This window comes from Streptomyces afghaniensis (assembly GCF_044327915.1).
Lineage (GTDB): Bacteria > Actinomycetota > Actinomycetes > Streptomycetales > Streptomycetaceae > Streptomyces > Streptomyces afghaniensis.
In genome coordinates, this window is the sequence record NZ_JBIRGJ010000004.1 from 422,180 (window position 1) to 447,387 (window position 25,208).

22 protein-coding genes are annotated in these 25,208 nt (G+C 69.8%); 11 read left to right on the forward strand and 11 right to left on the reverse strand.

The window, feature by feature from the left end; genetic code table 11:
- Window positions 1-19: 19 nt before the first annotated feature.
- The 6 genes from ACH4G3_RS16520 (at window position 20) to ACH4G3_RS16545 (ending at window position 7,449) form a co-directional block, all read left to right on the forward strand.
- A complete protein-coding gene (locus tag ACH4G3_RS16520; RefSeq protein ID WP_397625117.1) occupies window positions 20-778 on the forward strand; it encodes an ABC transporter ATP-binding protein in 759 nt (252 codons plus the stop codon).
- A complete protein-coding gene (locus tag ACH4G3_RS16525; protein ID WP_397625118.1) occupies window positions 775-1,593 on the forward strand; it encodes an ABC transporter ATP-binding protein in 819 nt (272 codons plus the stop codon). The genes ACH4G3_RS16520 and ACH4G3_RS16525 overlap by 4 nt, the downstream gene beginning before the upstream one ends.
- Window positions 1,590-2,471, forward strand: coding sequence for a branched-chain amino acid ABC transporter permease (locus ACH4G3_RS16530; RefSeq protein ID WP_397625119.1), 882 nt, complete (start codon window positions 1,590-1,592; stop codon window positions 2,469-2,471). Before ACH4G3_RS16525 ends, ACH4G3_RS16530 begins: the two co-directional genes overlap by 4 nt.
- Entirely contained in the window at window positions 2,468-3,574 is a 1,107-nt protein-coding gene (locus ACH4G3_RS16535; RefSeq protein WP_397625120.1) for a branched-chain amino acid ABC transporter permease, read from the forward strand. Before ACH4G3_RS16530 ends, ACH4G3_RS16535 begins: the two co-directional genes overlap by 4 nt.
- 5 nt (window positions 3,575-3,579) lie before the next feature.
- Complete coding sequence (locus tag ACH4G3_RS16540) at window positions 3,580-4,857, forward strand: ABC transporter substrate-binding protein (RefSeq protein WP_397625121.1); 1,278 nt, start codon at window positions 3,580-3,582, stop codon at window positions 4,855-4,857.
- 171 nt (window positions 4,858-5,028) lie between these two features.
- A complete protein-coding gene (locus tag ACH4G3_RS16545; RefSeq protein ID WP_397625122.1) occupies window positions 5,029-7,449 on the forward strand; it encodes a SpoIIE family protein phosphatase in 2,421 nt (806 codons plus the stop codon).
- Between the two features lie 62 nt (window positions 7,450-7,511).
- Here the strand turns inward: ACH4G3_RS16545 and ACH4G3_RS16550 are convergent, their stop codons facing one another.
- The 5 genes from ACH4G3_RS16550 to ACH4G3_RS16570 form a co-directional block, all read right to left on the reverse strand.
- Complete coding sequence (locus tag ACH4G3_RS16550) at window positions 7,512-9,128, reverse strand: sodium/solute symporter (RefSeq protein ID WP_397625123.1); 1,617 nt, start codon at window positions 9,126-9,128, stop codon at window positions 7,512-7,514.
- Window positions 9,125-9,568, reverse strand: coding sequence for a DUF485 domain-containing protein (locus ACH4G3_RS16555; RefSeq protein WP_397625124.1), 444 nt, complete (start codon window positions 9,566-9,568; stop codon window positions 9,125-9,127). The genes ACH4G3_RS16550 and ACH4G3_RS16555 overlap by 4 nt, the downstream gene beginning before the upstream one ends.
- Before the next feature lie 147 nt (window positions 9,569-9,715).
- The gene (locus tag ACH4G3_RS16560; RefSeq protein ID WP_397625125.1) at window positions 9,716-10,048 is read right to left on the reverse strand and encodes a putative quinol monooxygenase; all 333 of its coding nucleotides are present in this window, start codon (window positions 10,046-10,048) and stop codon (window positions 9,716-9,718) included.
- Between the two features lie 126 nt (window positions 10,049-10,174).
- Entirely contained in the window at window positions 10,175-11,227 is a 1,053-nt protein-coding gene (locus ACH4G3_RS16565; RefSeq protein WP_397625126.1) for an alcohol dehydrogenase catalytic domain-containing protein, read from the reverse strand.
- 25 nt (window positions 11,228-11,252) lie between these two features.
- Window positions 11,253-12,260, reverse strand: coding sequence for an NADP-dependent oxidoreductase (locus tag ACH4G3_RS16570; protein WP_397625127.1), 1,008 nt, complete (start codon window positions 12,258-12,260; stop codon window positions 11,253-11,255).
- A gap of 339 nt (window positions 12,261-12,599) precedes the next feature.
- Between ACH4G3_RS16570 and ACH4G3_RS16575 the strand changes: the two genes are divergently transcribed.
- Window positions 12,600-13,271, forward strand: coding sequence for a response regulator (locus ACH4G3_RS16575; RefSeq protein WP_397625128.1), 672 nt, complete (start codon window positions 12,600-12,602; stop codon window positions 13,269-13,271).
- Complete coding sequence (locus ACH4G3_RS16580; RefSeq protein WP_397625129.1) at window positions 13,268-14,377, forward strand: sensor histidine kinase; 1,110 nt, start codon at window positions 13,268-13,270, stop codon at window positions 14,375-14,377. The genes ACH4G3_RS16575 and ACH4G3_RS16580 overlap by 4 nt, the downstream gene beginning before the upstream one ends.
- Here the strand turns inward: ACH4G3_RS16580 and ACH4G3_RS16585 are convergent.
- Window positions 14,338-16,158, reverse strand: a complete 1,821-nt coding sequence (locus ACH4G3_RS16585; protein ID WP_397625130.1) for an ABC transporter ATP-binding protein — start codon at window positions 16,156-16,158, stop codon at window positions 14,338-14,340. The two genes, ACH4G3_RS16580 and ACH4G3_RS16585, sit on opposite strands and share 40 nt — an antisense overlap.
- A gap of 296 nt (window positions 16,159-16,454) precedes the next feature.
- On the opposite strand from ACH4G3_RS16585, the gene ACH4G3_RS16590 reads away from it, so the two are divergent.
- Window positions 16,455-17,594 carry a DUF418 domain-containing protein gene (locus tag ACH4G3_RS16590; protein WP_397625131.1) on the forward strand — a complete coding sequence of 380 codons (1,140 nt, stop codon included), beginning with the start codon at window positions 16,455-16,457 and terminating at the stop codon, window positions 17,592-17,594.
- 26 nt (window positions 17,595-17,620) lie between these two features.
- Here the strand turns inward: ACH4G3_RS16590 and ACH4G3_RS16595 are convergent, their stop codons facing one another.
- The gene (locus ACH4G3_RS16595) at window positions 17,621-18,514 is read right to left on the reverse strand and encodes an alpha/beta hydrolase (RefSeq protein WP_397625132.1); all 894 of its coding nucleotides are present in this window, start codon (window positions 18,512-18,514) and stop codon (window positions 17,621-17,623) included.
- 163 nt (window positions 18,515-18,677) lie between these two features.
- On the opposite strand from ACH4G3_RS16595, the gene ACH4G3_RS16600 reads away from it, so the two are divergent.
- On the forward strand, window positions 18,678-19,262 hold the full coding sequence (locus tag ACH4G3_RS16600; RefSeq protein ID WP_397625133.1) for a hypothetical protein: 585 nt from the start codon (window positions 18,678-18,680) through the stop codon (window positions 19,260-19,262).
- Window positions 19,263-19,358: 96 nt separating this feature from the next.
- Here ACH4G3_RS16600 and ACH4G3_RS16605 read toward each other — a convergent pair whose 3' ends face one another.
- The 4 genes from ACH4G3_RS16605 to ACH4G3_RS16620 are packed head-to-tail and all read right to left on the reverse strand — an operon-like array spanning window position 19,359 to window position 23,339.
- The gene (locus tag ACH4G3_RS16605) at window positions 19,359-20,225 is read right to left on the reverse strand and encodes an ABC transporter permease (protein ID WP_397625134.1); all 867 of its coding nucleotides are present in this window, start codon (window positions 20,223-20,225) and stop codon (window positions 19,359-19,361) included.
- Window positions 20,222-21,100, reverse strand: coding sequence for an ABC transporter permease (locus ACH4G3_RS16610; protein ID WP_397625135.1), 879 nt, complete (start codon window positions 21,098-21,100; stop codon window positions 20,222-20,224). Before ACH4G3_RS16610 ends, ACH4G3_RS16605 begins: the two co-directional genes overlap by 4 nt.
- A 3-nt stretch (window positions 21,101-21,103) precedes the next feature.
- On the reverse strand, window positions 21,104-22,243 hold the full coding sequence (locus ACH4G3_RS16615; RefSeq protein WP_397625136.1) for an ABC transporter ATP-binding protein: 1,140 nt from the start codon (window positions 22,241-22,243) through the stop codon (window positions 21,104-21,106).
- Entirely contained in the window at window positions 22,236-23,339 is a 1,104-nt protein-coding gene (locus tag ACH4G3_RS16620; RefSeq protein ID WP_397625137.1) for an ABC transporter substrate-binding protein, read from the reverse strand. The genes ACH4G3_RS16615 and ACH4G3_RS16620 overlap by 8 nt, the downstream gene beginning before the upstream one ends.
- A gap of 539 nt (window positions 23,340-23,878) precedes the next feature.
- On the opposite strand from ACH4G3_RS16620, the gene ACH4G3_RS16625 reads away from it, so the two are divergent.
- Complete coding sequence (locus ACH4G3_RS16625) at window positions 23,879-25,156, forward strand: NAD(P)/FAD-dependent oxidoreductase (RefSeq protein ID WP_397625138.1); 1,278 nt, start codon at window positions 23,879-23,881, stop codon at window positions 25,154-25,156.
- Window positions 25,157-25,208: the final 52 nt, after the last annotated feature.

The following is a 25,208-nucleotide window of genomic DNA, read 5'->3' on the forward strand; positions in this document are numbered from 1 at the left end:
CTCGGAAGGGGCGTCACTCATGCTCGCGGTCGACGGTATCAGCGTGCGCTTCGGCGGGATCACGGCACTGGACGGTGTCGCGTTCACCGTCGAGCCGGGCACCGCCGTGGGGCTCATCGGACCGAACGGGGCCGGCAAGACCACCTTGTTCAACTGCCTCACCAGGCGCTGCACCCCCGATGCGGGGACGGTGCGGTTCGAGGACGAGGACCTGCTCGCCCTCCCGCCGCACTCCGTGGCCGGGCGCGGCATCGCCCGCACCTTCCAGAACCTGGGTCTGTTCCCGCTGCTCACGGTCCGGGAGAACGTCATGGTCGGCGCCCACAGCCGGGGGCGCACGGGACACCTCGCCGCGGCGCTCCGGCTGCCCCGCGTCCGGCGGGAGGAGAGGGAACTACGTGACGAGGCGGACGACTTGCTACGGCGCCTCGGCCTGGCGGAGGTCGCCGACCACCCCGCCTCCGGGCTGCCGTTCGGCACGCTCAAACGCGTCGAACTCGCCCGGGCGCTCGCGGTACGCCCCCGGTTGCTGCTCCTCGACGAACCCGTCAACGGGCTCAGCCACGGCGAGGTCGGCCAATTCGCGGATCTGGTCCGGTCGGTGCGTCAGGAGTTCGACCTCACGCTCGTGGTGGTCGAACACCACATGGGCTTCGTGATGGGCCTGTGCGACAAGGTGATCTGCCTCGACTTCGGGCGCAAGATCGCCGAGGGCTCGCCGGAGGAGATCCAGCGCGACCCGGCGGTCATCGAGGCGTACCTGGGGGTGGCGGCATGACTGAAGCCACCAGCGACAGCACCGAAGCCGGGCAGGCGAACGCGGAGCCGGACTTCCTGAAGGTCGCCGGCCTGCACGCCGGATACGGCCAGGCCCGCGTGCTCCAGGGGCTCGACTTCTCCGTCGCACGCGGCGAGGTGTGCGCGATCCTCGGGCCCAACGGCGCGGGCAAGACAACGACACTGCGGGCCCTGTGCGGCATGGTCCGCGGACGCGGCTCGGTGACGTTGAACGGCACGGAGCTGCTGGGCCGCTCGCCCGAGCAGACCGCCCGTCTCGGCGTGGCGCACGTACCCGAGGGCCGGGGCACCTTCAACGACCTGACCGTCGAGGAGAACCTGCGCATCGGCGCCCACGTGCGCACCGGGCGCTGGCGACGGGGCAGCGCCGAACGGTCGGCCGTGACGGCCGACCTGGAACGGATCTACGACTACTTCCCCAAGCTGCGCCAGCGGTCCCGCCAGGCCGCCGGCAGCCTCAGCGGCGGCGAACAGCAGATGCTCGCCATCGGCAGGGCGCTGATGCTGCGACCCGCCCTGCTGCTCCTGGACGAGCCGTCGCTGGGGCTCGCGCCGCTGGTCACGCGGGAGCTGTTCGAGATCGTCCGTGCCGTCAACGAGGAGGAACGCACCACCGTGGTCGTCGTCGAACAGAACGCCCAGCTCGCACTCGATGTCGCGCACCGGGCCCACGTACTGGAGGCCGGCCGCCTGGTGCTGTCCGGGCCGTCCCGGGAGATCCGCGAGGACGGGCAGGTCGCCGAGGTGTACCTCGGTGTCTCCGTCCGCTCCGGAAAGGACGGGGGAGCGCCGTGACCGAACTGCTCCAGCAAGTGGTGGAAGGGGTCGGCTCCGGCGCGGTCTACGCCAGCCTGGCGCTGGCCCTGGTGCTGATCCACCCGTTCACCGGGATCGTCAACTTCGCGCAGGGCGAGCTCGCCATGATCTCCACGTACGTGGCCTGGCAGCTCGTGGCGTCCGGGATGTCCTTCTGGCTCGCGCTGCCGGTCACCCTGGCGGTGTCCTTCGCCGGCGGCATGCTGGTCGAGCGGATCGTCATCCGTCCCGTGCGGAACGCGCCCGAACTGACGATGGTCATCGTCACGGTGGGCCTGTTCATCTTCGTCAACGCGATGGCCGGTCTGATCTGGTCATTCACCGTGAAGGACTTCCCGCAGCCGTTCCCCGACGGCGGGATCGACCTGGCCGGGGCACGCGTGGACTGGTCGACACTCGGGATCATCGCGGTCGTCGCCGCCGTGATGGGGCTGCTGTATCTGCTGTTCCAGCACACCTCCGCCGGTCTGGTGATGCGGGCGGTCGCCTGCAACCCCGCGTCCGCCCGGCTGTCGGGCATCAGGGTGGGCCGCGTGCTGATGCTCGGCTGGGGGCTGGCCGCGACAGTCGGCGCGGTGTCGGGCGTGCTCGTCGCCCCGCTGCTGTTCCTGGAGCCCAACATGATGGGCGGGGTGCTGATCTACGCGTTCGCCGCGGCCACCCTCGGAGGCTTCGACAGTCCGGTCGGCGCGGTCGTCGGCGGCCTGTGCGTGGGCGTCGCCGAGACGCTGGCCGGGGCGTACGTGGACGTGGTCGGTGCCGATCTGAAGGTGGGCGTCCCTCTGGTGATCATCCTGGCGGTGCTGCTGGTACGGCCCCAGGGCCTGTTCGGACGGGCGGCGGTGGAGCGCGCATGAGCACGATCGTCGCAACCCTCGGCACCGACCGCGCCCGGCGTCTGCGGGCCGCGCTCACCGCGCTGCTCTTGGCGGCCGTCGCCGTCGGCGCACCGTTCTACTTCGCCCCCTTCCAGGTCTTCCAGCTGACCATGGTGCTGCTGTACGCCGTGGCGCTGGCCGGACTGAACCTGCTCGTCGGATTCGGCGGGCAGATCTCACTCGGGCACGGCGCGTTCTTCGCGGCCGGCGCCTACACGGCGGCGGTCATGCTCGACCGGTACGACACCGGCCACCTGGCCACGCTGCCGGTCGCGGCCGCCGGATGTTTCCTGCTGGGCCTCGGCTTCGGGGTGCCCGCCCTGCGGCTGCGCGGGCTGTACCTGGCCCTGGTCACGCTCGCGTTCGCGGTGTTCCTGCCGCCGTTGCTCAAGCGGCTCGAACCGGTGACGGGCGGTTCCATGGGCCTGACTGTCGACAAGCTGCAGCCACCCGCGTGGAGCGGGCTGGCCGAGGACCAGTGGACGTACTTCGTCGTCCTCGCCGTCACCGCGGTGGCCCTGCTGCTCGCCCGCAACCTGCTGCGGTCCCGCATCGGCCGGGCGCTGCTCGCCGTGCGGGACAACGAGAGCGCCGCGGAGGTCATGGGCGTACGGCTGTCGCTGCACAAGACGCTCGCCTTCGCGTGGAGCGCGCTGTTCGCGGGTGTCTCCGGGTGCGTCTACACCTGGGTGATCGGCTTCGTCTCACCCGACTCGTTCAGCTTCGTCCTGTCCATCACGCTGCTGGCCGGCCTGGTGGTCGGAGGGCTCGCCTCGCTGTACGGACCGCTGCTGGGGGCGGCCTTCGTGATGTACGTGCCGAGCGTGGCCCAGGACATCAGCGAGGCGGCGCCCGGCGTGGTGTTCGGCCTGCTGATCATCGCGGTGATGTTCGTGGCGCCGACGGGACTGGCCGGTCTGGCGGCACGAGTCCGGAGCGCCGCAGCCCGTCGCCCCTCCCGCACCGCCCGCGACGCCGACCAGGCGCCCGACCCCGAACCCTCCGCGCCCCCCACCCCGGCGGATCCCGCCCCTGCCGACGCCGAACCCGTGGGCGCACCGCCCCGCACGGAAAAGGAATGAATCACATGCGCAAGAACACCACTGTGCGGGCGGCCGCGGCCGCCTCCGCCGCCCTGCTCCTCGCCACCGCCTGCACCAGCCAGCGCGGGCAGGACGACAAGGAGGCCGCCGCCGACGGCGCGTGCCAGGGCCAGCAGACCACCGGCATCACCGACAAGAGCATCAAGCTGGGCGGCATCTACCCGCTGTCGGGACCGGCCTCCGCGTACGGCACGATCAGCAAGGGTGTGAACGCCTACTTCAAGCACGTCAACGACAAGGGCGGCATCGACGGCCGCACGGTCGAGTTCATCGTCCGCGACGACGGCTACCAGCCGCCCAAGGCGGTCGAGGAGGCCCGCAGACTGGTCGAGCAGGAGAAGGTCTTCGCCGTCTTCCAGACCCTGGGCACCCCGTCCACGGCCGCCGTGTGGGACTACCTCCACAAGCGGAAGGTGCCGCAGCCTTTCGTAGCCACCGGCGCCTCTGTCTGGGGTACGGACGACAAGCACCCGTGGACCACCGGCTGGCAGCCCAACTACGTCGCCGAGGCACGGGTGTACGCCAAGTACCTCAAGGAGGAGAAGCCGAAGGCCGAGGTCGCCGTCCTCTTCCAGAACGACGACTTCGGCAAGGACCTGCTGGGCGGCTTCAAAAAGGCGGTCGCCGGCAGCGGCGTCAAGGTGGTCGCCGAGGAGAGCTACGAGGTCACCGACCCCTCCGTCTCGGCGCAGATGACGAGCCTCGCCCGGTCCAAGGCGGACGTGCTGCTCGACATCACCACGCCGAAGTTCGGCAGCCAGGCCCTCGCCGCCGATGCCAAGAACACCAAGTGGAACCCGCTGCACATCGTGAACAACGTGTCCTCGTCCGCCACCGTGCTGAAGCCCGTCGGGTTCAAGAACGTCCAGGGCGTGGTCTCGGCGACCTACTTCAAGGACCCGGCCGACCCGCAGTGGGCGGACGACGCGGAGATGAAGACGTACCGGGAAGCGCTGCGCAAGCACGCGCCCGGATCCGACCCGGCCAACCAGTTCAACGCCTACGGCTGGGCCGCCGCCTCCAGCCTGCACAAGGCCCTGGACACGATGAAGTGCCCGACCAGGGAGGGGCTGCGGGACGCGGTGCGCAACCTCAAGGACGTCAAGGTGGACATGCTGCTCCCCGGTGTCACCCTCTCCACCGGGCCCGATGACGCCTTCCCGATCGAGACGATGCAGCTGATGCGGTTCAAGGGCGAGCGGTGGCAGCTGTTCGGCAAGCCGGTGGACACCCGCAAGGAGTTCGGCCCGCCGGCGAAGTGAGCCTGCGGGGCCGGTCCCCGGAGGTCGAGGCACCGACCCCTGGGGACCGGCCCCGCCCGTCGTCACCCCTCTCGCCCGCCACGCCGCGCGCCGGACAAGGCCACGGCCCCCGCCGGGTTTCAATAGGCTGAACATCGGCGTACGCGGTGGTGTCCAGCGGTGGAGAAGCCGATGACGGAGCTCAGTGAAAGCCACGACGATCCGTTCGCCCTGCACCTCGCCGCCCTGGTAGTCCTCGACGACCGGGGCGTAGTGGTCGGATGGAACCGGCGGGCCCAGGAGCTGCTCGGCCATCCGGACACAGCCGTGATCGGTCGTCCGGCGTTCGAGGTCCTGGTCGATCCTCGTGATCTGCCGGCTGTCGCCGAGGCCGCGGCGAAGTGCAGGAGGACCGGGGGCTGGTTCGGCGTACTCACACTGCGCCACCGCGACGGGCAGCTCGTGGAGCTGGGGCTCAGGGCCCATGAGCTGTCACGCGGCGACCGGGGCCGTGAGTGGCTTCTTGCGGGGGCACCCGCGGATGACGTCCTCGAATGGCAAAGGGACCGCGCGGTTCTCGACGGACTGTACCGTCAGTGCCCGATCGGCTTGGTCGTGCACGGTCCCGATCAGAGGATTCTCCGGGTCAACCGGGCCATCGAACGGTTCAGCGGCGTCCCGGCAGCGGACTTCCGGGGGCTGTCCACCGGCCGGTTCCTCCTCTCCGACGACGCGCGCAAGGCTGTGGACCGTGTGCGCCAGGTGATGCAGACCGGCAGACCCCTGGTCTACTCCGAGCAGTTCGTCCGCCTGGAGCAGGATCCGGCACGAGAGCGGGTCGCGTTGGTCTCGTCCTTCCGGATGGAGGATCCCTCGGGCCGCGTCCTGGGCGTGGCCGAGATGATCGAGGACATCACCGACCGCCATCGGGCACAGCGTCGGCTCGCGCTCCTGGATCAGGTGGGCAGCCGCATCGGAACCACGCTCGACGTGGCCGAGACCGCCCGGGAACTGGCCGAAGTGATGGTGCCTCACCTCGCCGACCATGCGTCGGTGGACCTGCTTCAGGCGGTGACGCGAGGTGAGGAACCGACGCGCGCCGTGGCAGGGCCCGTGGTCCGACTGGGGACCTGCAGCATCGGTGCCCAGCAACCCGGCCCGCCCCACCCCGAGGGCGAGCCCGTGGAGTTCGGGCCCGACACACCGCAGGCCGGATGCCTCGCCGAGGGCCGGCCCGTCCTGGAGCCGGTTCTCCCGCCCGGCTGGGTCTCGGCGGCAGGCCGTCAGGGGGCCCAGGCTCCGGACCTGGGCGCCCACTCCCTGATCGTGGTACCTCTTGCCGCGCGTGGCCTGGTGCTCGGTGTGATGACCCTCTGGCGCTCACGCCGGCCCGATGCCTTCGAGACGGACGATCTCACCCTCGCCCAGGAACTCGCCTCGCGCGCCGCCGTCGCCGTCGACAACGCCCGGCGCTTCACGCAGCAGCAGCAGACCGCGTTCACGCTGCAGAGCAGCCTGCTGCCCCGGGCGGTTCCGGACCAGCCGGCCGTCGAGGTGGCCCTGCGGTACCTTCCGGCCAGCGCGGGCCCGGGCCTGGGCGGCGACTGGTTCGACGTCATCCCCCTGTCCGGGGCCCGGGTCGCCCTCGTCGTCGGTGACGTGGTGGGACGCGGCATCCACGCTGCCGCCACCATGGGCCGGCTGCGCACCGCCGTCCATACGCTCGCCAGCCTCGACCTGGAACCGGACGAGGTCCTCTCCCGCCTCGACGACCTGGTCAACCTGCTGTCGGCCGAACAGGAAGCGGTCGGCGAGCGGCCCGTGGGTGAGCAGGTCATCGGCGCCACGTGCCTGTACGCCGTGTACGACCCGGTCTCCGGACGCTGCTCCGTGGCCCGCGCCGGTCATCCGCCGCCAGTGGTGACCGCTCCGGACGGACAGGTGGCTCTGCTCGACCTGCCCGCCGGCCCACCGCTCGGCCTGGGCGGTCTGCCGTTCGAGGCCCGGGACATCGAACTGGCCGAGGGAAGCCTGCTGAGCCTGTACAGCAATGGGATCATCGGCGAGCGCCACATCGATGCCGACATCGGCCTGACCAAGCTGTGCGCGGCGCTCGCCCGCCCCGCTGGCGCGCTGGAGCGCACCTGCCAAGCGGTGGTCGAGGCGCTCGTGCCCTCGCGCCCCAGCGATGACGTCGTACTGCTGATCGCCCGTACCCGCATGCTGCCGCCGGACAGTGTCGCCTCCTGGCGTCTGCCACCGGAGCCTGCCAGCGCCGGCCGGGCCAGGGCTTTGATCTCGGCCAAGCTGACCGAGTGGGGTCTGGAGCACCTGGCGTTCACCACCGAGTTGATCGCCAGCGAACTGGTCACCAACGTCTATCGCTACGCCGGCGGCCCCGCGACCCTGCGACTGATCCGTGAGCAGTGTCTGGTGTGCGAGGTCAGCGACACCAGCCACACCTCACCCCATCTGCGCCACGCCCGTACGACCGACGAGGGCGGGCGCGGCCTGTTCCTGGTGGCCCAGATGACCGAACGCTGGGGTACCCGTTACACCCGCGAGGGCAAGACCGTGTGGACCGAGCAACCGCTGACCGGCACGCCGGTCTGACCGTCTCGGGCCGCGGGCGGCGCGGGAGGCCGCCCGGAGTCGGCCCGCCCGCGCCGCCGTGGTCATTCGGCCGCGGCGAGCAGCCGTGCCTCGCTCTCCTCGTACAGGCGCCGCTGCTCACGGCTGTCGGCGGCACGGCGACCGTGGTCCAGACGGCTGCCCAGCCAGCCCGCGAGGTAGCCGAACGGGATGGAGACGAGCCCGGTGGACTGCATGGGGAACAGGTCGAAGTCGGCATGCGGGAAGACGGCGGACGGCGTGCCCGAAACGGCCCTGGAGAAGACCATGAGCAGCAACGCACAGCCCGCACCGCCGTAGAGGGTGGCGAGCAGGCCGGTGCGTGTGAACCCTCGCCAGAACAGCGAGTAGGTGAGCGCGGGTGCCACCGCCGATGCCCCTATGCAGATGGCCAGAGTGGTCAGCACGCCGACGTCCCAGTTCTGCACCATGGTGGCGAGCCCGATGGCGACGATCCCCACGGCCACGCTCGTCCAGGCCGCCACCGTCATCTCGGTACGCGGCTCGGCCTGTCCCCGCCGCACCGCATGGGCGAACAGGTCGTGGGCGAGTGACGAAGCCGCGGCCAGGGTCATCCCCGCGACCGACGACAGCAGGGTGATGAACACCATGCCTGCCACGGCCGAGTACAGGATCGTCGCGCCCGCGGAGCCGGGGGCCCCGCCGAGCACCTGGGGCAGCATGAGCACCGATGTTCTGCCGTGCGGGTCGGCCGCGATGATGTGCTGCGATCCCACCAGGGCCGCCGCGCCCGTACCCATGATGATCACGAGCAGGCAGAACGTGGTGACCGTGCCGACCGCCCATGACATGGAGCGACGCACGGCCGGTACGTCCTGCGCGGAGTACAGGCGCATCGTGATGTGCGGCAGGCAGGCCACGCCGAGAATGACGGTGATCTGGAGACTGACGAAGTCCAGCAGGCCACCGGTGGAAGTGCCGAGCTGCAGGCCCTGCCGAAGGTAGGCGGGGCCCGCGCCGCTGCCGTGCTGGGCTGCCCTGAGGACGTCGCCGGGGTTCCAGCCGAAGCGGTTGAGCACGAGAGCCGCGACGACGGTGCTGGTGCCGAGCAGCAGCACGATCTTGATCATCTGAATGAGTGCGGTGCCCCGCATACCGCCGATCGCCGCATAGATGATCATCAGTGTGCCGACGATGACGATGCACGCCGTCCTGGCGCCCGCGGCGTACGGAATGTCCAGGATGAAGGTGAGCAGCGATCCGGCTCCGGAGAGCTGGACGACCAGGAAGGGCAGGGTCGCCGAGAGGGTCACCAGGCAGGCGGCGATACGCACGGACCGTCCCGACATGTTGCGGGCGAGGACGTCCCCCATGGTGAACTTGCCGGCGTTGCGCAGTGGTTCGGCCAGCAGGAACATCAGCAGCACCAGGGACAGGGCGGTGCTGACCGCAAGGACATAGCCGTCGTATCCGGCGAGCGCGATGATGCCGGTGGTGCTCAGCACGGTGGCCGCGGAGATGTAGTCGCCCGCGATCGCCAGGCCGTTCTTGAGCGGGGTGAGCGACAGGTAGCCGGTGTAGAAGTTCGCCAGGTCGTCGCGGTCCGGTCCCGCCATGACGCACATCATCAGCGTGACGGTGACCAGCGTGGTGAACAGAACCAGGACGAGGGCCTGTGTCCCGGAGCTGAAGTCGTTCATCTCGCCGTCCCCGCGCTCCCGCCGGCGGGAACCGCCCGCTCCCTGACGGCGCGGGCCAGCGGATCCACAGAGCGTCGTGCGCTGCGTCCGTACCAGAAGACCGCCGCGAAGGTGACGACGAGTTGGAAGACGCCCAGGGCCATGCCCAGGCTCCACTCTCCGGTGATCTCGGAGCCCATCAGGCCGGGCGCGTAGCAGGACAGCACGACGTACACCACGAAGGAACCGAGCGCGGTGAGCGTGGAGACCCGGCGGAGCAGACGATAGGCCGAGCGGAGGTCGGCGAGGTCGGCGTCGTCTCGATGGGTCTCGTGAGCGTAGGGGGCGTCCCAAGGGGCTTGCCACCCGTAGGCGTCGTAGCGCGGGGCGTCGTGCCCGTACGACTCCGGCCATCCCGTGGGTGCTGAGGGTGGGTAACGGTTCTCGTCTGCGTAGGTCATCGCCTGGCCTTCCACTACGGCACGGATCCGTGCGGTGAACGGGAAAGGGTGCTTCAGGCGGCGCACCATACCGACTGGTTGGAATGCCTGTAAGCCTGCCGTAGGTCACATTTCGGCGTTGAGCCGGCCGCACTCGGAGGAACCGTGTTACCCCTGCTCGTCGACGGCCATCTCGCCCAGCAGTGACCAGTCGTCCTGCGGAACGTTCGCGTTCACGATGCGGGGTGTCTCGGCCAGATGGGGCGGCAAGGTCTGCTGCGCGGCCCTGAAGTGCGCCGACTGCACGTGAGCAGCGCCTGCTTCGTCATCGCGGAAGGCCTCGACCAGGACGTACTCCGTGGGGTCCGTCAGGCTTCGCGACCAGTCGAACCAGAGGCAGCCGGGCTCTCGGCGCGTGGCTGCGGTGAAGTCGGCTGTGATGTCCGGCCACCGGTCGGCATGCTCGGGGCGGACTCGGAACTTGGCGGTGATGAAGATCATCAGCCTTCCTGTCTCCTCGTGACGCGTGGTGACAAGACCGTACGACGTCAGCCGCGCACAGGCAGTCACCCGCGCCAGGAAGTGCCCTGTGTGAGAGGGAAGCCATGGCCTCCCTCTCACGCAGGATCACCGGGTGGGATCGAGGAGGATCTTGCGCACGCCGTCGGCCCGGTCGGCGAACAGCTCATACGCCGCCGGGCCCTCGGAGAGGGCGAAGCGGTGGGAGACGACCACCTCCGGCTTGATCCGGCCGGCACGGGTGAGGGCGATCAGGGGAGGGAGTTCGTAGTGCACCGAGCACAGCCCGATGGCGAACTCCAGTTCCTTGACCTGTGCCAGCCCCATGTGGAAAGGGAACGCCTTGCTCTGGCTGACCCCGATGACGCTGACCCGGCCGGCCTGCCGGACGGCCTTGAGGGCGAGTTCGATGGTGGCGTCCGAGCCCACGGCCTCCACCACGGCGTCCGGCCCGCGTCCGCCCGTCATCTCCCGAATGGCCGTCCGCGCGTCCTCGCCCTCGACCGGCTCGACACCCAGGGTGGCGGCGAAAGCCCGGCGTTCCGCGACCAGGTCCGCGCCCAGCACCCGCGCGGCGCCCATCGCGAAGGCGCCCTGGGCGGCCATGAGACCGACCGGGCCGAGGCCGACGACCAGGACCGTCTCGCCGGGCTGGATGCGGGCACGGCGGCAGCCGTACCAGGCCGTGGGCGCGTTGTCCGTCAGGACGACTGCGGCTTCGTCGGAGATGTCCTCGGGCAGGTGCACCAGATTGACATCGGCGTACGGCACCGCGAGGGCCCGGGCCTGGCTGCCCTGAAGCTGCGGGCTCACCCCGTAGCAGAGTTCCGTGCTGGACTTGGCGCGCTCGCACCGGGCGGTGAATCCGGCCGCGCACGACCGGCACTCGGCACAGCCGACCGAGGCCGGCACCAGAACCCGGTCGCCGGGCTTGAAGCGGGTGACCTGGTCGCCGGTGTCGGCCACCACGCCGACGCACTCGTGTCCCGGTGTGTAGCCCAGGTCCGGGCTGAACGGGTTGCCGTGGTAGATGTGCAGGTCGCTGCCGCAGATACCGGCCGTGGTGACCTGGATGACCGCATCGGTGGGGTTGGTGACGGCGGGCTCGGGGGCGTCCCCGTAGCGGATGTCGTGACGTCCGTGGTAGCTCAGTGCTTTCACCGGATTCCTCCCTCCCTCCGCCCGGTCAGTCCGCGATCTTCAGTACGAGCTTGCCGTGGTTCTCACCGCGGAAGAGCCGCATCAGGGTGTCGGGGAACGCCGCCACGCCGCCGGACACCACGTCCTCCAGGGACTTCAGCCGGCCCTCTGCCCGCCATGCGGCCAGTTGGGCGATCCCCTCGGCGTACCGGTCGGCGTAGTCGAACACCACCATGCCCGTCATGGAGGCGCGGTTCACCAGCAGCGACAGGTAGTTGCCGGGGCCTTGCGGTGTCGTGCTGTTGTACTGGGAGATCGCGCCGCACACGACGATGCGGGCACCGCGCGCCAGCCGCAGCAGCACGGCGTCCAGAACCTCACCGCCGACGTTGTCGAAGTACACGTCGACGCCGCCCGGGGCGTGCTCGCGCAGCGCCTTGCGGATGTCCTCCTTCTGGTAGTCGATCGCGGCGTCGAAGCCGAACTCGTCGACCACCAGCCGGCACTTGGACTCACCGCCGGCGATGCCGATGACCCGGCAGCCCAGGATCTTGGCGATCTGCCCGACGACACTGCCGACCGCCCCCGCCGCTCCGGAGACGACGACGGTCTGACCGGGCTCGGGACGCCCGATGTCGATCAGGCCGAAGTAGGCCGTCAGGCCCGACATGCCGAGAGTGCCGAGATAGGTCGGCAAAGGGGCGGCCTCCGGGTCGACCTTGGTCACGTCGCGGCCGTCCGACACGCAGTACTCCTGCACGCCGAACGAGCCCGACACATGGTCGCCGACCGCGAACCCGGAATGCCGGGAGGCGATCACCCTTCCCACCGCGCCGGCGCGCATCACCTCGCCGATCTCCACCGGGCGGATGTAGGACCGGCCCGCGTTCATCCAGCCGCGCATCGCCGGGTCGATCGACAGGCAGAGCACCTGCACCAGGAATTCCCCGTCGCCCGGCTCCCCGGCCGGCTCCTCGACGTGCTCCCAGTCGGTGGGCCGCGGCTCGCCCACGGGACGTGCGGCCAGACGCACCTGGTGGTTGGTTCTGCTCATCTCCGGCGGCTCCTTCGACGGTCGCGTGGGATCGGCGGTCAGCGCCCGTTGCGGGCCCGCCGTCGTCGCGTACCGACCCTTCCGTCTGACATACCGGCTGGTCGGTACGAGCGGTGAGCGTACGGTGCCGTCCCGTCGGAGGCAAGAGGGACCCTCAGGCTGGAGACCGGGCCGATCATGGACTATCCGGCAGAAGGCTGCGATGTCCCTGCCGACCGGAGGGTGATACCCCGCCGTGTGGCTGGAGCCGCCGCCGGCCGGACCGTGGGGGCGCTGTGGGGCTTTAGGGTCGAGGCGGCATGGGTTGGCCGGCATGGATGAAGGTGAGGCGGAGCGCGCGTGATCCGGGTAGTGGTGGTGGACGACGAGGCACTGGTCCGCTCGGGCTTCGAACTCATTCTGGGCGCCTCGCAGGACATCGAGGTCGTCGCGACCGCGAGCGGGGGCGACGCCGTGGAGACCGTCCGCCGGGAGCGGCCGGACGTGGTGCTGCTGGACATCCGGATGCCGGACGTCGACGGGCTGACCGTCCTGCGCGAGCTGCGGAAGACGCCGGACGCCCCGGTGGTGGCGATGCTGACCACGTTCGACGCCGACGAGTACATCCTGACCGCGCTGCACTGCGGCGCGGCCGGTTTCCTGCTCAAGGACACCGAGCCGGAGCAGCTCGCGCACCTGGTCCGCACCCTCGCCGCGGGCGGTGTGGTGCTGTCCCCCAAGGCGTCACGGACCCTGCTGCACAGCCACCCCGGCACCCAGACGGCCGTCGACGAGGAGGCGGCCCGGGTGCGGCTGCTCACCCCCCGCGAGCGCGACGTTCTCGTCCTGGTGGCCGAGGGGTTGTCGAACGCCGACATCGGGGTGCGCATCCACCTGGGCGCCGGCACCGTCAAGGACCACGTCAGCGCGATCCTCACCAAGCTGCGGGTGACCAGCCGGGTGCAGGCCGCGCTGCTGGCACAGCGGGCCGGACTGCTCGACGAGCGCCCGCAGTCGCAGGCCGGACGATGAATCGCGCACGCCTCCAGTGGCAGCGGGTTCCCGCGCCGGTCGTCGACATGGCCCTGGTGGCGGTGGCGGCGGTGGACGCATGGCTCAACATGTGGGACCACACGCGGCTCGGCGTCGGACTGGCCGCGGTCGGCTGCGCCGCGCTGGCCTTCCGGCGCAGGTTCCCGCTCGGCGTCTTCCTGCTCACCCTGCCCACCGCGCTGATGCAGGATGTCGCCGTCGCTGTGCTCGTGGCGCTGTTCACTCTGGCCGAACGCTCCCGCAACCGCCGTCTCCTCGCCGTGTGCGTCGCCCTGTCCGCCCTCGCGAGCAGCACGCCGTGGCCCCTGGCCGAGGTCGACCGGACCATGACACTGGTCTTCTTCGTGTACGGCCTCGCGACCGCCGCGGCCCCCGTCCTCTTCGGCCAGCTCCTCCAGGCGCAACGGGACTTGGCGCGGCGGCTGGCCGAGATCGAGGAGGCCAGGGAGCACGAGCGGGCCCTGCACGCGCAGGCCGTGCTCGCCCGCGAACGCGCCCAGCTGGCCCGCGAGATGCACGACGTGGTCTCGCACCAGGTCAGCCTGATCGCCGTACGGGCCGGAGCGCTGCAGGTCGCCACCAAGGACGCGGACGCCAAGGAGGCCGCCCGCACGATCCGTTCGCTGAGCGTCACCACGCTCGACGAACTGCGCACCATGGTCACGCTGCTGCGCGCCTCCGGCGGCCACGCCACGGAGCTGACGCCTCAGCCCACCCTGGCCGACCTGCGCAAACTGGTGGAGTCGAGCGGAACTCACACGGAGCTGACGGGTGAGCTTCCGCCCGCCGTGGGCACACCCGCGCAACGGGCCCTCTACCGCACGGTGCAGGAGGCGCTGACCAACGTCCGCAAGCACGCGCCCGGCGCCACGGCCTGCGTCGAGCTGTGGCAGGACGGCGACGACGTAGGAGTGACCGTCACCAACAGCCCGCCCAGGCGTCCCTCCCTGTCCCTGCCCGGTTCACAGCAGGGCCTGGTCGGTCTGCGGGAACGGGCCGACATCCTGCACGGCACCCTGGAGGCGGGCCCGACCGCGGAGGGCGGCTACCGGGTGCGGCTGCGGATTCCGCTCGGCTCGGACTGACCGACCGCCAGGAGCTGGCCGGCGGCCAGCTGCGCGTACAGCCGGTCCTGGGCCAACAGTTCCTCATGGGTGCCCACCGACCGGACCCGGCCGGCCTCCATGACGACGATCCGGTCGGCGCCTGTCACCGTCGACAGACGGTGGGCCACCACCAGCACGGTGGTCTGCCGGGCCACCTCAGCGACGACGTCCCGCAGCGCCAGCTCGTTGACCGCGTCGAGCTGCGAGGTCGCCTCGTCCAACAGCAGCAGCCGGGGCCGCCGCAACAGGGCGCGGGCGATGGCGATGCGCTGCCGCTCGCCGCCCGACAGCTGCGAACCGCGATGTCCGACCGGGGTGTCCAGGCCGTGGGGCAGGCGCTCGACGAGGGTGTCGAGCTTCGTCCGGGCCAGGACGTCGCGGATGTCGTCGTCCGTTGCCCCGGGCGCAGCGAAGACCAGGTTCTCGCGCAACGTGCCGGCCAGCACAGGAGCGTCCTGCTCCACGTACCCGATGGCAGACCGCAGCTCGGGCAGGGACCAGTCCTGTACGTCCTTGCCGTCGACCAGGACCCGGCCGCCGGTGGCCTCGTAGAACCGCTCGATGAGTGCGAAGACCGTCGACTTGCCCGCACCGGAGGGGCCGACGAAGGCCGTCATCCCGGTGCCCGGCACCTCGAAACTCACCTGCTGATGGATGTACGGCAGACCCGGACGGTAGCGGAAGGACACGTCCTCGAAGCGGACCGACGCCGGGCCCGGCACCGCTGCCCGCTGCCTGGGCAGGACGCCCTTCCGCCGGGCGCTCGGCTCCGTCGACAGGCGTTCCACCTGCGCGATCCGGGAGATCGCGGCCGCCCCCTCCTGATAGTGGGACACGGCGTCGACCAGCTTGGACACCGGCTCGATCAGGTAGAAGAGGTACAGCAGGAAGGCGATGAGGGTGGACACGGGGATCTCCCCGGACGCCACCCGCGCCCCGCCGACCGCGAGCACCGCCAGGAACGCCAGCTGTACGGCGAGTTCGTCCGCCGAGCCTGCCACCGCCTCCCACTTCGCGCTCTTCACGCCGTGCCGCCACGCCCGCCGTGCCGCCGCATCCACCCGGGCGGTCTCCCGCTCCTCGGCACCGGACGCCTTCACCGTGCGGAACGCCCCGAAGACCCGCTCCAGCGCGACGGAGATCTCCCCGACCGCCTCCTGCGCGCGTTCGGTGGCGCGGGCGATCCTCGGCATCACCAGCGCGGCGGCCCCGCCGACCAGCACGACCACGCCGAGCGTCACACCCAGCAGCACGACGTCCAGGAACGCCATCACCACGATCGCCGCTACGAAGGCGACCGCGCCGGTGGCCGCCGAGACGACCGCCTGGGTGCTGACCGCCCGCAGCAGCGTGGTGTCCGAGGTGACCCGGGACATCAGATCACCCGGCGGGATCCGCTCCCACTCCGCGATCCGCAGCCGCAGCAACCGCCCCACAAGGGTGCGCCGCGCGGCCAGGACCACCGACTCCGCCGTCCGCTCCAGCACATACGCGCCGCACGCCTCGACCGCCGTGCCCAGCAGCACCAGCGCGGTGAGCGCGATCAGGATCCCGGCGACGGTCCCACCTGTCGCGAGCCGGTCCACCAGTGCCTTGGTGGCCAGCGGCTGCAGCAGTCCTCCGGCGGACCCGACCAGGGCGCACAGCAGGCCGAGTGCGACGGCCCACCGGTGCGGCCGGACATAAGCGCACAGTGCCTTGACCGTCTCTCGGGCGGACAGGGGCGTTTCATCCGTCGCCGGGGCGGCTGCGGTGTTCACGACGTTCCTTTCCTTCTTGGTCGCGCACGTCTTCTTGTGCCGCGCACGGTGTGTCGTGTCTCCAGCCTGGAAGCCCGGCCGCCGCCCGCCCACCCGGCAACTGTCGGGTCCACCCCCGCCGACCGGCGGGGCCGTTACCGAAGACTGCCGGATGGTCCGCCCCCGGACGGCCGCGCGAGATTCCCTGTATGACAAAACCGCAACTGCCGCAGGAGACATCAGCTCCGCAGGAGATCTCGCCTCCGCAGCCCCGAACCCCGTCCGAGTCCGCAGTGCCGACCTCGCCCGGTCCTTCGATGGGACGCCTCGTCGGGGTGGACCTCGCCCGCGCGCTGGCGGTGTTCGGCATGTACGTCGTGCACATCGGCCCGCCGCTGTCGGCCACGACCGGTGTCGGCAGCTGGGTCCGGTACCTGGCGGACGGTCACTCGTCGGTCCTGTTCGCCACCCTCGCCGGGTTCTCGCTGATGCTGCTCGCCGGCCGCCGCGAGCCGAAGACCGGCCTGGCGGGCAGGCAGGCGAGGGCCAGGATCGCGATCCGCGCCGTGGTCCTGCTGGCGCTGGGCACCGCGCTGGCGATGGAGTACGGGGGAGTGATCATCCTCGGCTTCTACGGGGTCTACTTCCTGCTGGCCCTGCCCCTGGTGCGGCTGAGCGCCAAGACACTCGCGATCCTCGCGGCCGCGTTCGCCCTCGTCACACCGCAGCTGGCGTTCGTCCTGACCTCGCTGCTGACTCCGTCGGTCCAGGAGAGCATCAACGCCTACGACCCGCTCCGCCGCCTCAGCGAGGTGGGAGTGCTCGATCTGCTGCTCACCGGCTTCTACCCGGCGCTCACCTGGATGTCGTTCGTGATCGCAGGTATGGCGCTGGGCCGCCTCGACCTGTCGTCCAGCACGGTCCGGCGGCGCCTGGCCGCGTTCGGTGCCTCCCTCACCGTGGCCGCGTACGGCATGTCCTTGCTGCTCGCCGGCAAGAACGCGCTGAGGAGCACGGCGGAAGACGGGTCGTCGTCCGGCGGCTCCGGTTCGATGCCCCCCGGCAGCGGGTCGTTCCCCGATATGCCGGCGTCGTCGCTCCTGTCGGCCGGGCCGCACAGCGGCACCACGTTCGACATCATCGGCAGCGTCGGAGTCGCGATCCTCGTGATCGTGGGCGCGACGGTGGCGATGGACCGCCTGCCGCGACTGCGCCGCCTGGCCAAACCTGTCATCGCCGTGGGGACCATGTCCCTGACGGCCTACGTCGGCCATTTCGTCGCACAGTCGATGCTGTCCATGCCGACCGGGAAGAGCAGCCAGCAGTCCTGGGCACCGCTGCTCATGTTCGTCCTCGGGGCGATCGTGTTCGCCGCGGTCTGGTCCCGCTTCTTCCGCCGCGGCCCACTGGAGTATCTGCTCCACGCCGCCACCAAGCCGGCGAAGCACATCCGATGAGGCCCGGCCGGCTTGACCGGCCGACATCACATGCTGAGTGCGGTGCGCAAGGTGGTTGCCATCATGTCGATGGCCGCCTTCCCCGCCGGTACCGGACCGGTGTGGGTGAAGTAGTGATCGACTCCCTCGAAGACTCGGTGGATGACCGGAACTCCGGCGGCCTCCAGAGCCTTGGCGTAGGCGTCGCCCTCCTCACGCAGGCGGTCGTGCTCCGCGGTGATGACCAGGGCGGGAGGGAGCCCGCCGAGATCATCGGCCAGCCCGGGTGAGACAAGGGGATCGGCGCGGTGGGCGGGGTCGGGGACGTAGGCGGCCGTGAAGACCCGCATGAGCTGAGGACTGAGCAGCGGCTTGGCGATGGGGGACTGCTTGGTGGCAGGGTCGGCGACCTGATCGAGCGGAGCGGAGTCGATGATCTGAAGCCGGGGCGAGAAGCTTCCGCGGTCCCGGGCCAGGCGGCAGACCGCGGCCGTCAGGCTGGCCCCGGCGCTGTGTCCGCCCACGGCAAGGCGCGAGCCGTCCCAGCCGCCGGCGGGACCGTTCTCGGCGACCCACGCCGTGACGTCGTACGCCTGGGTGACGGGCACCGGAAACTGCCGCTGCGGGGCGACGGCATAGTCCACGTTGATCACGACACAGCCGGCCGTGGCGGCGATGTAACGGCAGATGTGGTCGTCCTGCTCCGGCCGGGCGACCACGAAACCGCCGCCGTGGAAGTTGACGTACACGGGGGCAGGAGTTCCGGTGTCGGCCGGCGGGCGGTAGACGGTGCAGGGCACCGGGCCGGCGCCGGTCTCCACCAGGAGGGCTTCGGTCCGCTTCGGGATGTCCGCGAAGCGCAGGTCCTTGTGGACCCGCGACATCATGCGACCGAGCAGCAGTTGGATCCCTCTGGCCTGGATTCTGGGACTCAATGGCATGCCTCGGCCACCCTTCGCTACAACTTTAAAATAACAGGAATCCTGATAATGGCCGCTCGCTCTTCTGCACGCAATAGGCAGACAGGCGGCGACCCGGTGGGGGAGTGCTTCGACGGACAGCTGGCCTTGTTGGGAACCGCGGGGCGGCAGATATCGTGCGGACATGACGATGGCGAGGAAGCGGCGGGTCCTTTACCGGCAGGGCACCGGGTTCTGGCGGATGACGGCTAAGTGGGTTCTGGTCTTCGGGGCCCTCTACCTGTTGGACGGCGGGCTGTTCCGGTCGTGGGGCGACGCTCTGGTCTGGCCGCCGATCGGGATCCTGCTGTGGGTGCCGTTCGGGATCGGCGGCGTCTGGTATCCGAAGAAGGACCAGCGCGTCGCGCTGACGACGCGTGAACTGCGTGTTCGGCGCAAGCGGCTGCCGATGGAAGAGGTGAACCTGCTGCACGTGGCGCGGCTGTGGCTGGACGGACGGTCGACCGCCGACGACCAGCCGGTGCCGGAGTGGGCACGGATCGACCGGGTGGTGTGGGTGCCGCTGCGGGACGGCCGGGCGTTCGGCGTGGAGTTTCGCGACCCGGCCGCGTTCGCCAAGGTCTTCGGCGCCTTCGCGGTCGAGGCGTGCGGCGGGCCGGAAGTCGTCCGGGCGAGGGCCGCAGCGGCAACATACCCGGAGCCGCGCCCGATGAGGGCACGCCCGTCCGACGACGGTTCCTGGCCGGACCTCCTGGACATCTTCAACTGAGGGCCGATGCCGGTTCCCGCACCGGCAGGCCCCTCACGCCCGGGGCGCGAGGGGCCCTGACCGGTGAACGAATCGACAGTCAGATCGCGTGGGTGGTCATACGGCCTCACCTCCGGGTGCGGCGATGCCTGTCGCGGTCTCGACGGAGAGCAGGGAGTTCTGCCGTCCCGAGCCGAGCCAGCGCACGAGGGCCACGAGGGCGAGGGCGAGGATGGCGAAGGCGATGAGGATCGCGCTGATCGCGGTGACGCTGGGGTCGATGTCGAAGGTCAGGGAGTTGTAGATCTGCACCGGCAGGGTGACGGTGTCGACGGAGGACAGGAACTGGGAGATGTAGAACTCGTCGAAGCTGGTGATGAAGGAGAAGATCGCCGCGGCGATCATGCCGGGGGCGGCCAGGGGGAAGGTGATCCGCCGGGCGATGGTCAGCCGGCCGGCGCCCATGCTGGCGGCGGCGTCCTCCAGCCGTTCGTCGATGCCGCGCAGGGTCGCGATCAGGATCAGCACCGCGATCGGTGAGGCCAGCACGGTGTGGCCGAGGGCGATCGCGATCGGGCTGCCCAGCATCGAGGCGGGTTCGAAGAGCAGGAACAGGCCGAGGGCGGTGACGATCTGGGGGATGAGCAGGGGGCCGAGGACCAGGGCGTAGACCGCGGAGCGCAGCGGGAGTTCGCTGCGGGTCAGCGCGGTCGCCGCGGTCACACCGATGACCAGCGAGAACACGGTGCTCAGGCAGGCGACGAACGCGCTGAGCGTCAGCGCGGCCGGCCATTTGCTGCCGTCGGCGAACAGTGCCTTGTACCAGCCGAGCGTCCAGGAGTCCGGGGGGAAGGCGGCGAAGGCGTTGTTGCTGAAGGAGGTGATGAGGATGACGACGATCGGCAGCGCCAGGAACAGCAGGATCACGGTGGCGATGGCGGTCAGGGCGATCCGTCCGGCGAGTGTCTTGCGCAGCTCCATCATGACGCGCTCCTCTTCTTACGGCTGGCGCCGAGGGAGCTGACGACCTTGACCAGCAGCAGTCCGGCGAGGGTGAGGAGCAGCAGGATGACTCCCTGAGCAGCCGCCCCGTTCCACTGGTTTTCCTTCGTCACCTGCTGGTTGATGAGGGTGGCGATCATCGTCTGCTTCGGGCCGCCCATCAGGGCCGGGGTGATGTAGTAGCCCAGCGACAGGATGAAGCTGAGCAGTCCGGCACTGGCCAGCCCAGGGGTCACCAACGGCAGATAGATCCGGCGGAAGATGGTCACGCGTCCCGCGCCCATGCTCGCCGCGGCAGCCAGCAGCCTGCGGTCCACGCCGCGCATCACGCCGTACAGCAGCAGCACGGTGTAGGGGAGCATCATGGAGGTGGTGCCGATGACCACGCCCAGCTCGTTGTAGAGCAGCTGGTACGGCCCGCCCGGCACCGACTCGTTCACCAGCCCCTTGTCGCCGAGCAGGATGATCCAGCCGTAGGTCCGGACGAGGGCGCTGATGAAGTGCGGGACGACCACGATCAGCATGGCCAGGGCGGCCCACAGGGGCTTCAGCCGGGAGATCGCCTGGGCCAGGAGGAATCCGAAGACGAGGCTGAGCAGCGCCGTCTCCGCGGAGATCCGCAGCGTGGTGAACAGCACCGAGAGGTTGATGCCCGTGAGCGCGTCGACGTACCAGTGCAGCGTCAGTGATCCGTCGGGGTTCTTCAGGCTGAGGAAGAGCGTGCTGAGGATCGGGTAGACGAACAGCACCAGCAGATAGATCACAACGGGCAGGGCGTAGAGGATCCCCACCCTTGTCCGGCGGGAGTTCAGGAGCTTGCCAGGACGGGCAGGAGCCCCCGCGAGAGTGGCAGCCATGACTCACCCGCCCAGTTCGACGGGGAAGAGGTTGACGTCCTCCGGGTCGACGGTGATGCCGACCCGCTCGCCGGTGACGGGTCCTCGGCCGGCCGGTACTTCGAGGCGCAGCAGGGGCGCGTCCCCGCCGTCGGTGCGTACGCCCGCGCGGACCAGGGTGCCGACGTACGTGGCGGTCTCCACCGTGCCGGTGCAGAAACCGTCGTCGGGGGCGCAGGCTCGCAGCCGGCCCGGCTGCACGGCGACCTTGACCGAGGTACCGGAGGCCAGCTCATGGCGTCGCGCCTTCAACAGACCGCCGCTGTGGTCGAGGCGGATCACGGTGTGGTCGTCGGTGTTCTGTTCCACGCGGCCGGGCAGGAAGTTGGCCGCGCCGAGGAAGTCCGCGACGAAGGGGGTCCTGGGCCGTTCGAACAGTTCCCTGGGTGTGTCGAACTGCTCGATCAGGCCGTTGCGCATCACGGCGATGCGGTCCGACAGCACCAGCGCTTCTTCCTGATCGTGTGTCACGTAGATGACAGTTAGGCCGAGTTCCTGCTGGATGGCCTTGATCTCGACTTGGAGCTGGTCGCGGAGCTTTTTGTCCAGGGCGCCCAGCGGCTCGTCCATGAGGATGACCGGTGGGCGGTAGACCAGCGCCCGGCACAGGGCGACGCGCTGCTGCTGGCCGCCGGACAGTTCGCGCGGCTTGCGGCCGCCGAAGCCGGACAGGCCCGCGATCTCCAGGGTCTCTGCGACCCGCCGGCGGATCTCGTCTTTCGGCACTCCGCGGAGCGTGAGGGGGAAGGCGACGTTCTCATGCACGGTCATGTGGGGGAAGAGCAGGTACTGCTGGAAGACGAAGCCGAGGCTGCGTTTCTGCGGGGCGAGCCGGGTGACGTCGCGGCCTCCGACGGTGATGGTGCCGGAGTCGGGTTCGCAGAAACCGGCGATCATCATCAGGGTGGTGGTCTTGCCCGACCCGGAGGCGCCGAGGAAGGTGACGAACTCCCCGGCCGCGATCTCCATGGACGCCTCGTCGACAGCTACGACGTCCCCGTATGTCTTGCGCAGGGCCACCACCGACAGCGCTTTGCCGGTCGAGGTGGGCAGCTTGCCGCCGGCCACCTTCACGGACGGTGTGACCACACCGAATTCAGCCACGAGCCCACTCCAACCAACGCTTGCTGACGGCGGCTTCGTTCTTGATCCACCAGTTGATGTCCGCGTCGAAGCCTTTGTCGTAGTACTGCGGAGCACCCGCGAGTGAGGAACGCTCCTTTTCGCTGAGCTTGTCGTAGGCCACTGGGGAAGAGGGGTTCGAGGGATAGACCTTGGCCACGGCGGCCTGGACCTCGGGACGCAGCGCGTAGTCGAGGAGCTGGTAGGCGGTGTCCATGTGGGCCGCGCCCTTGGGGATACTGAAGCCCGAGAACTGACGGCGGGCACCGTTGAGTTGGGCCGCCACAGGGACGTTCTGCTGAGTCAGGTCGGCGAGCCGGCCGTGCCAGATGGTGGTCATGGTGACCTCCTGGCGGCTGAGTAGCACACCGGGGAGCGGTCCGCTGTCCCAGAACTTCTTGATGTCGGATCGGAGCCGGCTCAGCACCTTGAAGGCACGGTCCACATCCAGCGGGTACAGCTTGTCCATGGGCACGCCGTCGGCCAGCAGCGCGAACTCCAGCTCGGGCAGGTCGGCGTCCGGGTTGCACAGCGAGCGGCTGCCCTTGAACGCCTTGGTGTCCCAGAAGTCCGCCCACGACTTGGGCTTGCGGCCGCCGAAGGCGTCGGTGCGGTACGCCATGCACTGGGCGTAGAAACTGTGCGCGACCGCATACTCGGTGATCTGACTGCCCGGGATCTGCGCGCCCGTCAGGCTCTTGATCCGGTCGCGGTCCAGCTTCTCCAGGCCGTCCTGGTTCGCGTACTTGACGAGTTCCTTCATCGAGTTGTTGATGAGGTCGAACTGGGGGCGGCCCTGCTTGATCTGGGCCAGCATCTGGGTGCCCTGGATGTTGGTCACCTCGACGTTGATGCCGGTTTCCTGAGTGAACGGCGTGTAGATCGCCTTCTGGAGGGCCTGGCCGTAGGCGCCGCCGCTGTCGCGGACGATCACCGTCTTGCCGCCGCCCTTGGCGCTGCCGGACGAGGCCCGGCTGGTGCCGGTGCCGCAGGCGGCGAGGGAGGGGACGGCGGCGAGGGCGGCCAGGCCGCCTGCTCCGCGCAGGAGCGCTCTGCGACCGATCTGGGGATCACTCATGGCAATACTCCTCATCTAGGGACGCGTGGGACCAGCTGTGCGGGGGCTGAGGGGGGAGACCAGCGGTTGCGTGGGGTGGGGCCGGTCTGCCCTGCGGCTGCGCAGGGCGGCGGGCTGTGCAGCACCGGGAGTGGCGGTGCGCCCGTGCAGATCCGGAGGGATGCGTCCGGCGGCTTTGGTGTGACCTCGACCCTGAAGGACGGCGATCACTGTCCGGAGGGGACTTCGGACGCGTTCAGCACGATTTCATGAAACTTCGCGCTAAAAGTGGCAAGAGAATGGCACCGCGCCTTGGGCGAGTCAAGGGGTGCATCCCGCTGACGTGGCCCGAAGAAAGGGCACCCTAACCTCCCTTCTGCTAACTGTTGACAGCCGACAGAGTGCCATCTACGGTCGGGTCGAACAACCCCCGAGAAGGGACCTTCGATGAGCGGCGTGAGATTCGGTCCGGCCAACGTCTCTGGTTCGGGGCGGACTTCCACGCGGTGTACACAGCGGTGCTGCCGGCCCGCCCCGACCGTCCCACAGGAGAAACTCCGATGAAGTTCACCCCCTACTGGCTCGACACCGCCCCGCAAGGCCCTGACCGTTCCCGGACCGAGGTGAGTGGGGATGTGGACGTGGCGGTGGTCGGCGCAGGTCTGACCGGACTGTCCGCGGCCCTCCATCTCGCCCGCAAGGGAGCGAAGGTCGCGGTCCTGGAAAAGGACACCGTGGCCTTCGGCGCGTCGGGCCGCAACGGCGGCATGGCCACCACGGGCCTGGCGATCGGCACCCGCGACGCGATCGCCCGCTACGGCTTCGAGACCGCGAGGCGGTACCTCGAGACCTACCACGACGCGGTCGACACCATCGAGAAACTGGTCGCTGAGGAGAGCATCGACTGCGACTTCGCCCGTTCCGGCAAGCTGATCCTGGCCTCCAAGCCGGCTCACTTCGACGGCCTACGCAAGACCCACGAGCTGTCCGACCGGATCGGGCTCGACAAGACACGCCTGGTGCCCAGGAGCGAACTCCACGCGGAGATCGGCTCCGACCTCTATTACGGCGCGATGGTCGACACCAAGAGCGCCGGACTGCACGTCGGCAAGTACACCCGCGGGCTGGGCGAGGCCGCGGCACGGGCGGGCGCGGAGATCCACGAGAAGGCACCGGTCGAGCAGGTCCGGCGGCTGGGCGGCACCAAGCACGAGGTGGTCACCCCGCGCGGGACCGTCCGGGCCGACCAGGTCCTCGTCGCGACCAGCGGCTACACCGGCCGGCCGTTCCGCTGGCTCCAGGTCAGGATCGCGCCCGTCGGCAGCTTCATCATCGTGACCGAACCACTGGGCAAGGACCTCTGCGACCAGATCATGCCGACCCGGCGGATGGCGTCGACGTCCATGAACCTGCTGAACTACTTCCGGATCACCCCGGACCACCGGTTGCTGTTCGGTGGCCGCGCCCGGTTCGCCATGTCCGGCCCGCAGTCGGACGCGAAGAGCGGCCGCATCCTGCACAAGGCGATGACCGAGGTCTTCCCACAGCTCACCAACGCGCGTGTCGACTACTGCTGGGGCGGCCTGGTCGACATGAGCATGGACCGGATGGTGCACGCCGGCGAGCAGGACGGGCTGTTCTACTCGGTCGGCTACTCCGGCCACGGCGTCCAGATGGCCACCTACATGGGCAAGCAGATGGCGGAGTACATGAACGGGACCACGGCCGCCAACCCCTGGCGCGACCTGTCCTTCCCGCGGATACCCGGCCACTTCGGCCCGCCGTGGTTCCTGCCCTTCGCCGGTGCCTACTACAAGTTCAAGGACCTTGTTAAATAGGCGAGGCGTCGGTAGGCGAGGCGTCAAACAGGCCGGGAATGGTGATCGGTCA

Bases quoted from the DNA above. Each gene is read 5' to 3' on its own strand.
- ACH4G3_RS16525 (WP_397625118.1), top strand. From the start codon at position 775: ATGACTGAAGCCACCAGCGACAGCACCGAAGCCGGGCAGGCGAACGCG.
- ACH4G3_RS16600 (WP_397625133.1), top strand. From the start codon at position 18,678: ATGACGATGGCGAGGAAGCGGCGGGTCCTTTACCGGCAGGGCACCGGG.
- ACH4G3_RS16545 (WP_397625122.1), top strand. From the start codon at position 5,029: ATGACGGAGCTCAGTGAAAGCCACGACGATCCGTTCGCCCTGCACCTC.
- ACH4G3_RS16555 (WP_397625124.1), bottom strand. From the start codon at position 9,568: ATGACCTACGCAGACGAGAACCGTTACCCACCCTCAGCACCCACGGGA.
- ACH4G3_RS16580 (WP_397625129.1), top strand. From the start codon at position 13,268: ATGAATCGCGCACGCCTCCAGTGGCAGCGGGTTCCCGCGCCGGTCGTC.
- ACH4G3_RS16560 (WP_397625125.1), bottom strand. From the start codon at position 10,048: ATGATCTTCATCACCGCCAAGTTCCGAGTCCGCCCCGAGCATGCCGAC.
- ACH4G3_RS16540 (WP_397625121.1), top strand. From the start codon at position 3,580: ATGCGCAAGAACACCACTGTGCGGGCGGCCGCGGCCGCCTCCGCCGCC.
- ACH4G3_RS16595 (WP_397625132.1), bottom strand. From the start codon at position 18,514: ATGCCATTGAGTCCCAGAATCCAGGCCAGAGGGATCCAACTGCTGCTC.
- ACH4G3_RS16620 (WP_397625137.1), bottom strand. From the start codon at position 23,339: ATGAGTGATCCCCAGATCGGTCGCAGAGCGCTCCTGCGCGGAGCAGGC.
- ACH4G3_RS16570 (WP_397625127.1), bottom strand. From the start codon at position 12,260: ATGAGCAGAACCAACCACCAGGTGCGTCTGGCCGCACGTCCCGTGGGC.
- ACH4G3_RS16550 (WP_397625123.1), bottom strand. From the start codon at position 9,128: ATGAACGACTTCAGCTCCGGGACACAGGCCCTCGTCCTGGTTCTGTTC.
- ACH4G3_RS16610 (WP_397625135.1), bottom strand. From the start codon at position 21,100: ATGGCTGCCACTCTCGCGGGGGCTCCTGCCCGTCCTGGCAAGCTCCTG.
- ACH4G3_RS16605 (WP_397625134.1), bottom strand. From the start codon at position 20,225: ATGATGGAGCTGCGCAAGACACTCGCCGGACGGATCGCCCTGACCGCC.
- ACH4G3_RS16520 (WP_397625117.1), top strand. From the start codon at position 20: ATGCTCGCGGTCGACGGTATCAGCGTGCGCTTCGGCGGGATCACGGCA.
- ACH4G3_RS16535 (WP_397625120.1), top strand. From the start codon at position 2,468: ATGAGCACGATCGTCGCAACCCTCGGCACCGACCGCGCCCGGCGTCTG.
- ACH4G3_RS16590 (WP_397625131.1), top strand. From the start codon at position 16,455: ATGGGACGCCTCGTCGGGGTGGACCTCGCCCGCGCGCTGGCGGTGTTC.
- ACH4G3_RS16625 (WP_397625138.1), top strand. From the start codon at position 23,879: ATGAAGTTCACCCCCTACTGGCTCGACACCGCCCCGCAAGGCCCTGAC.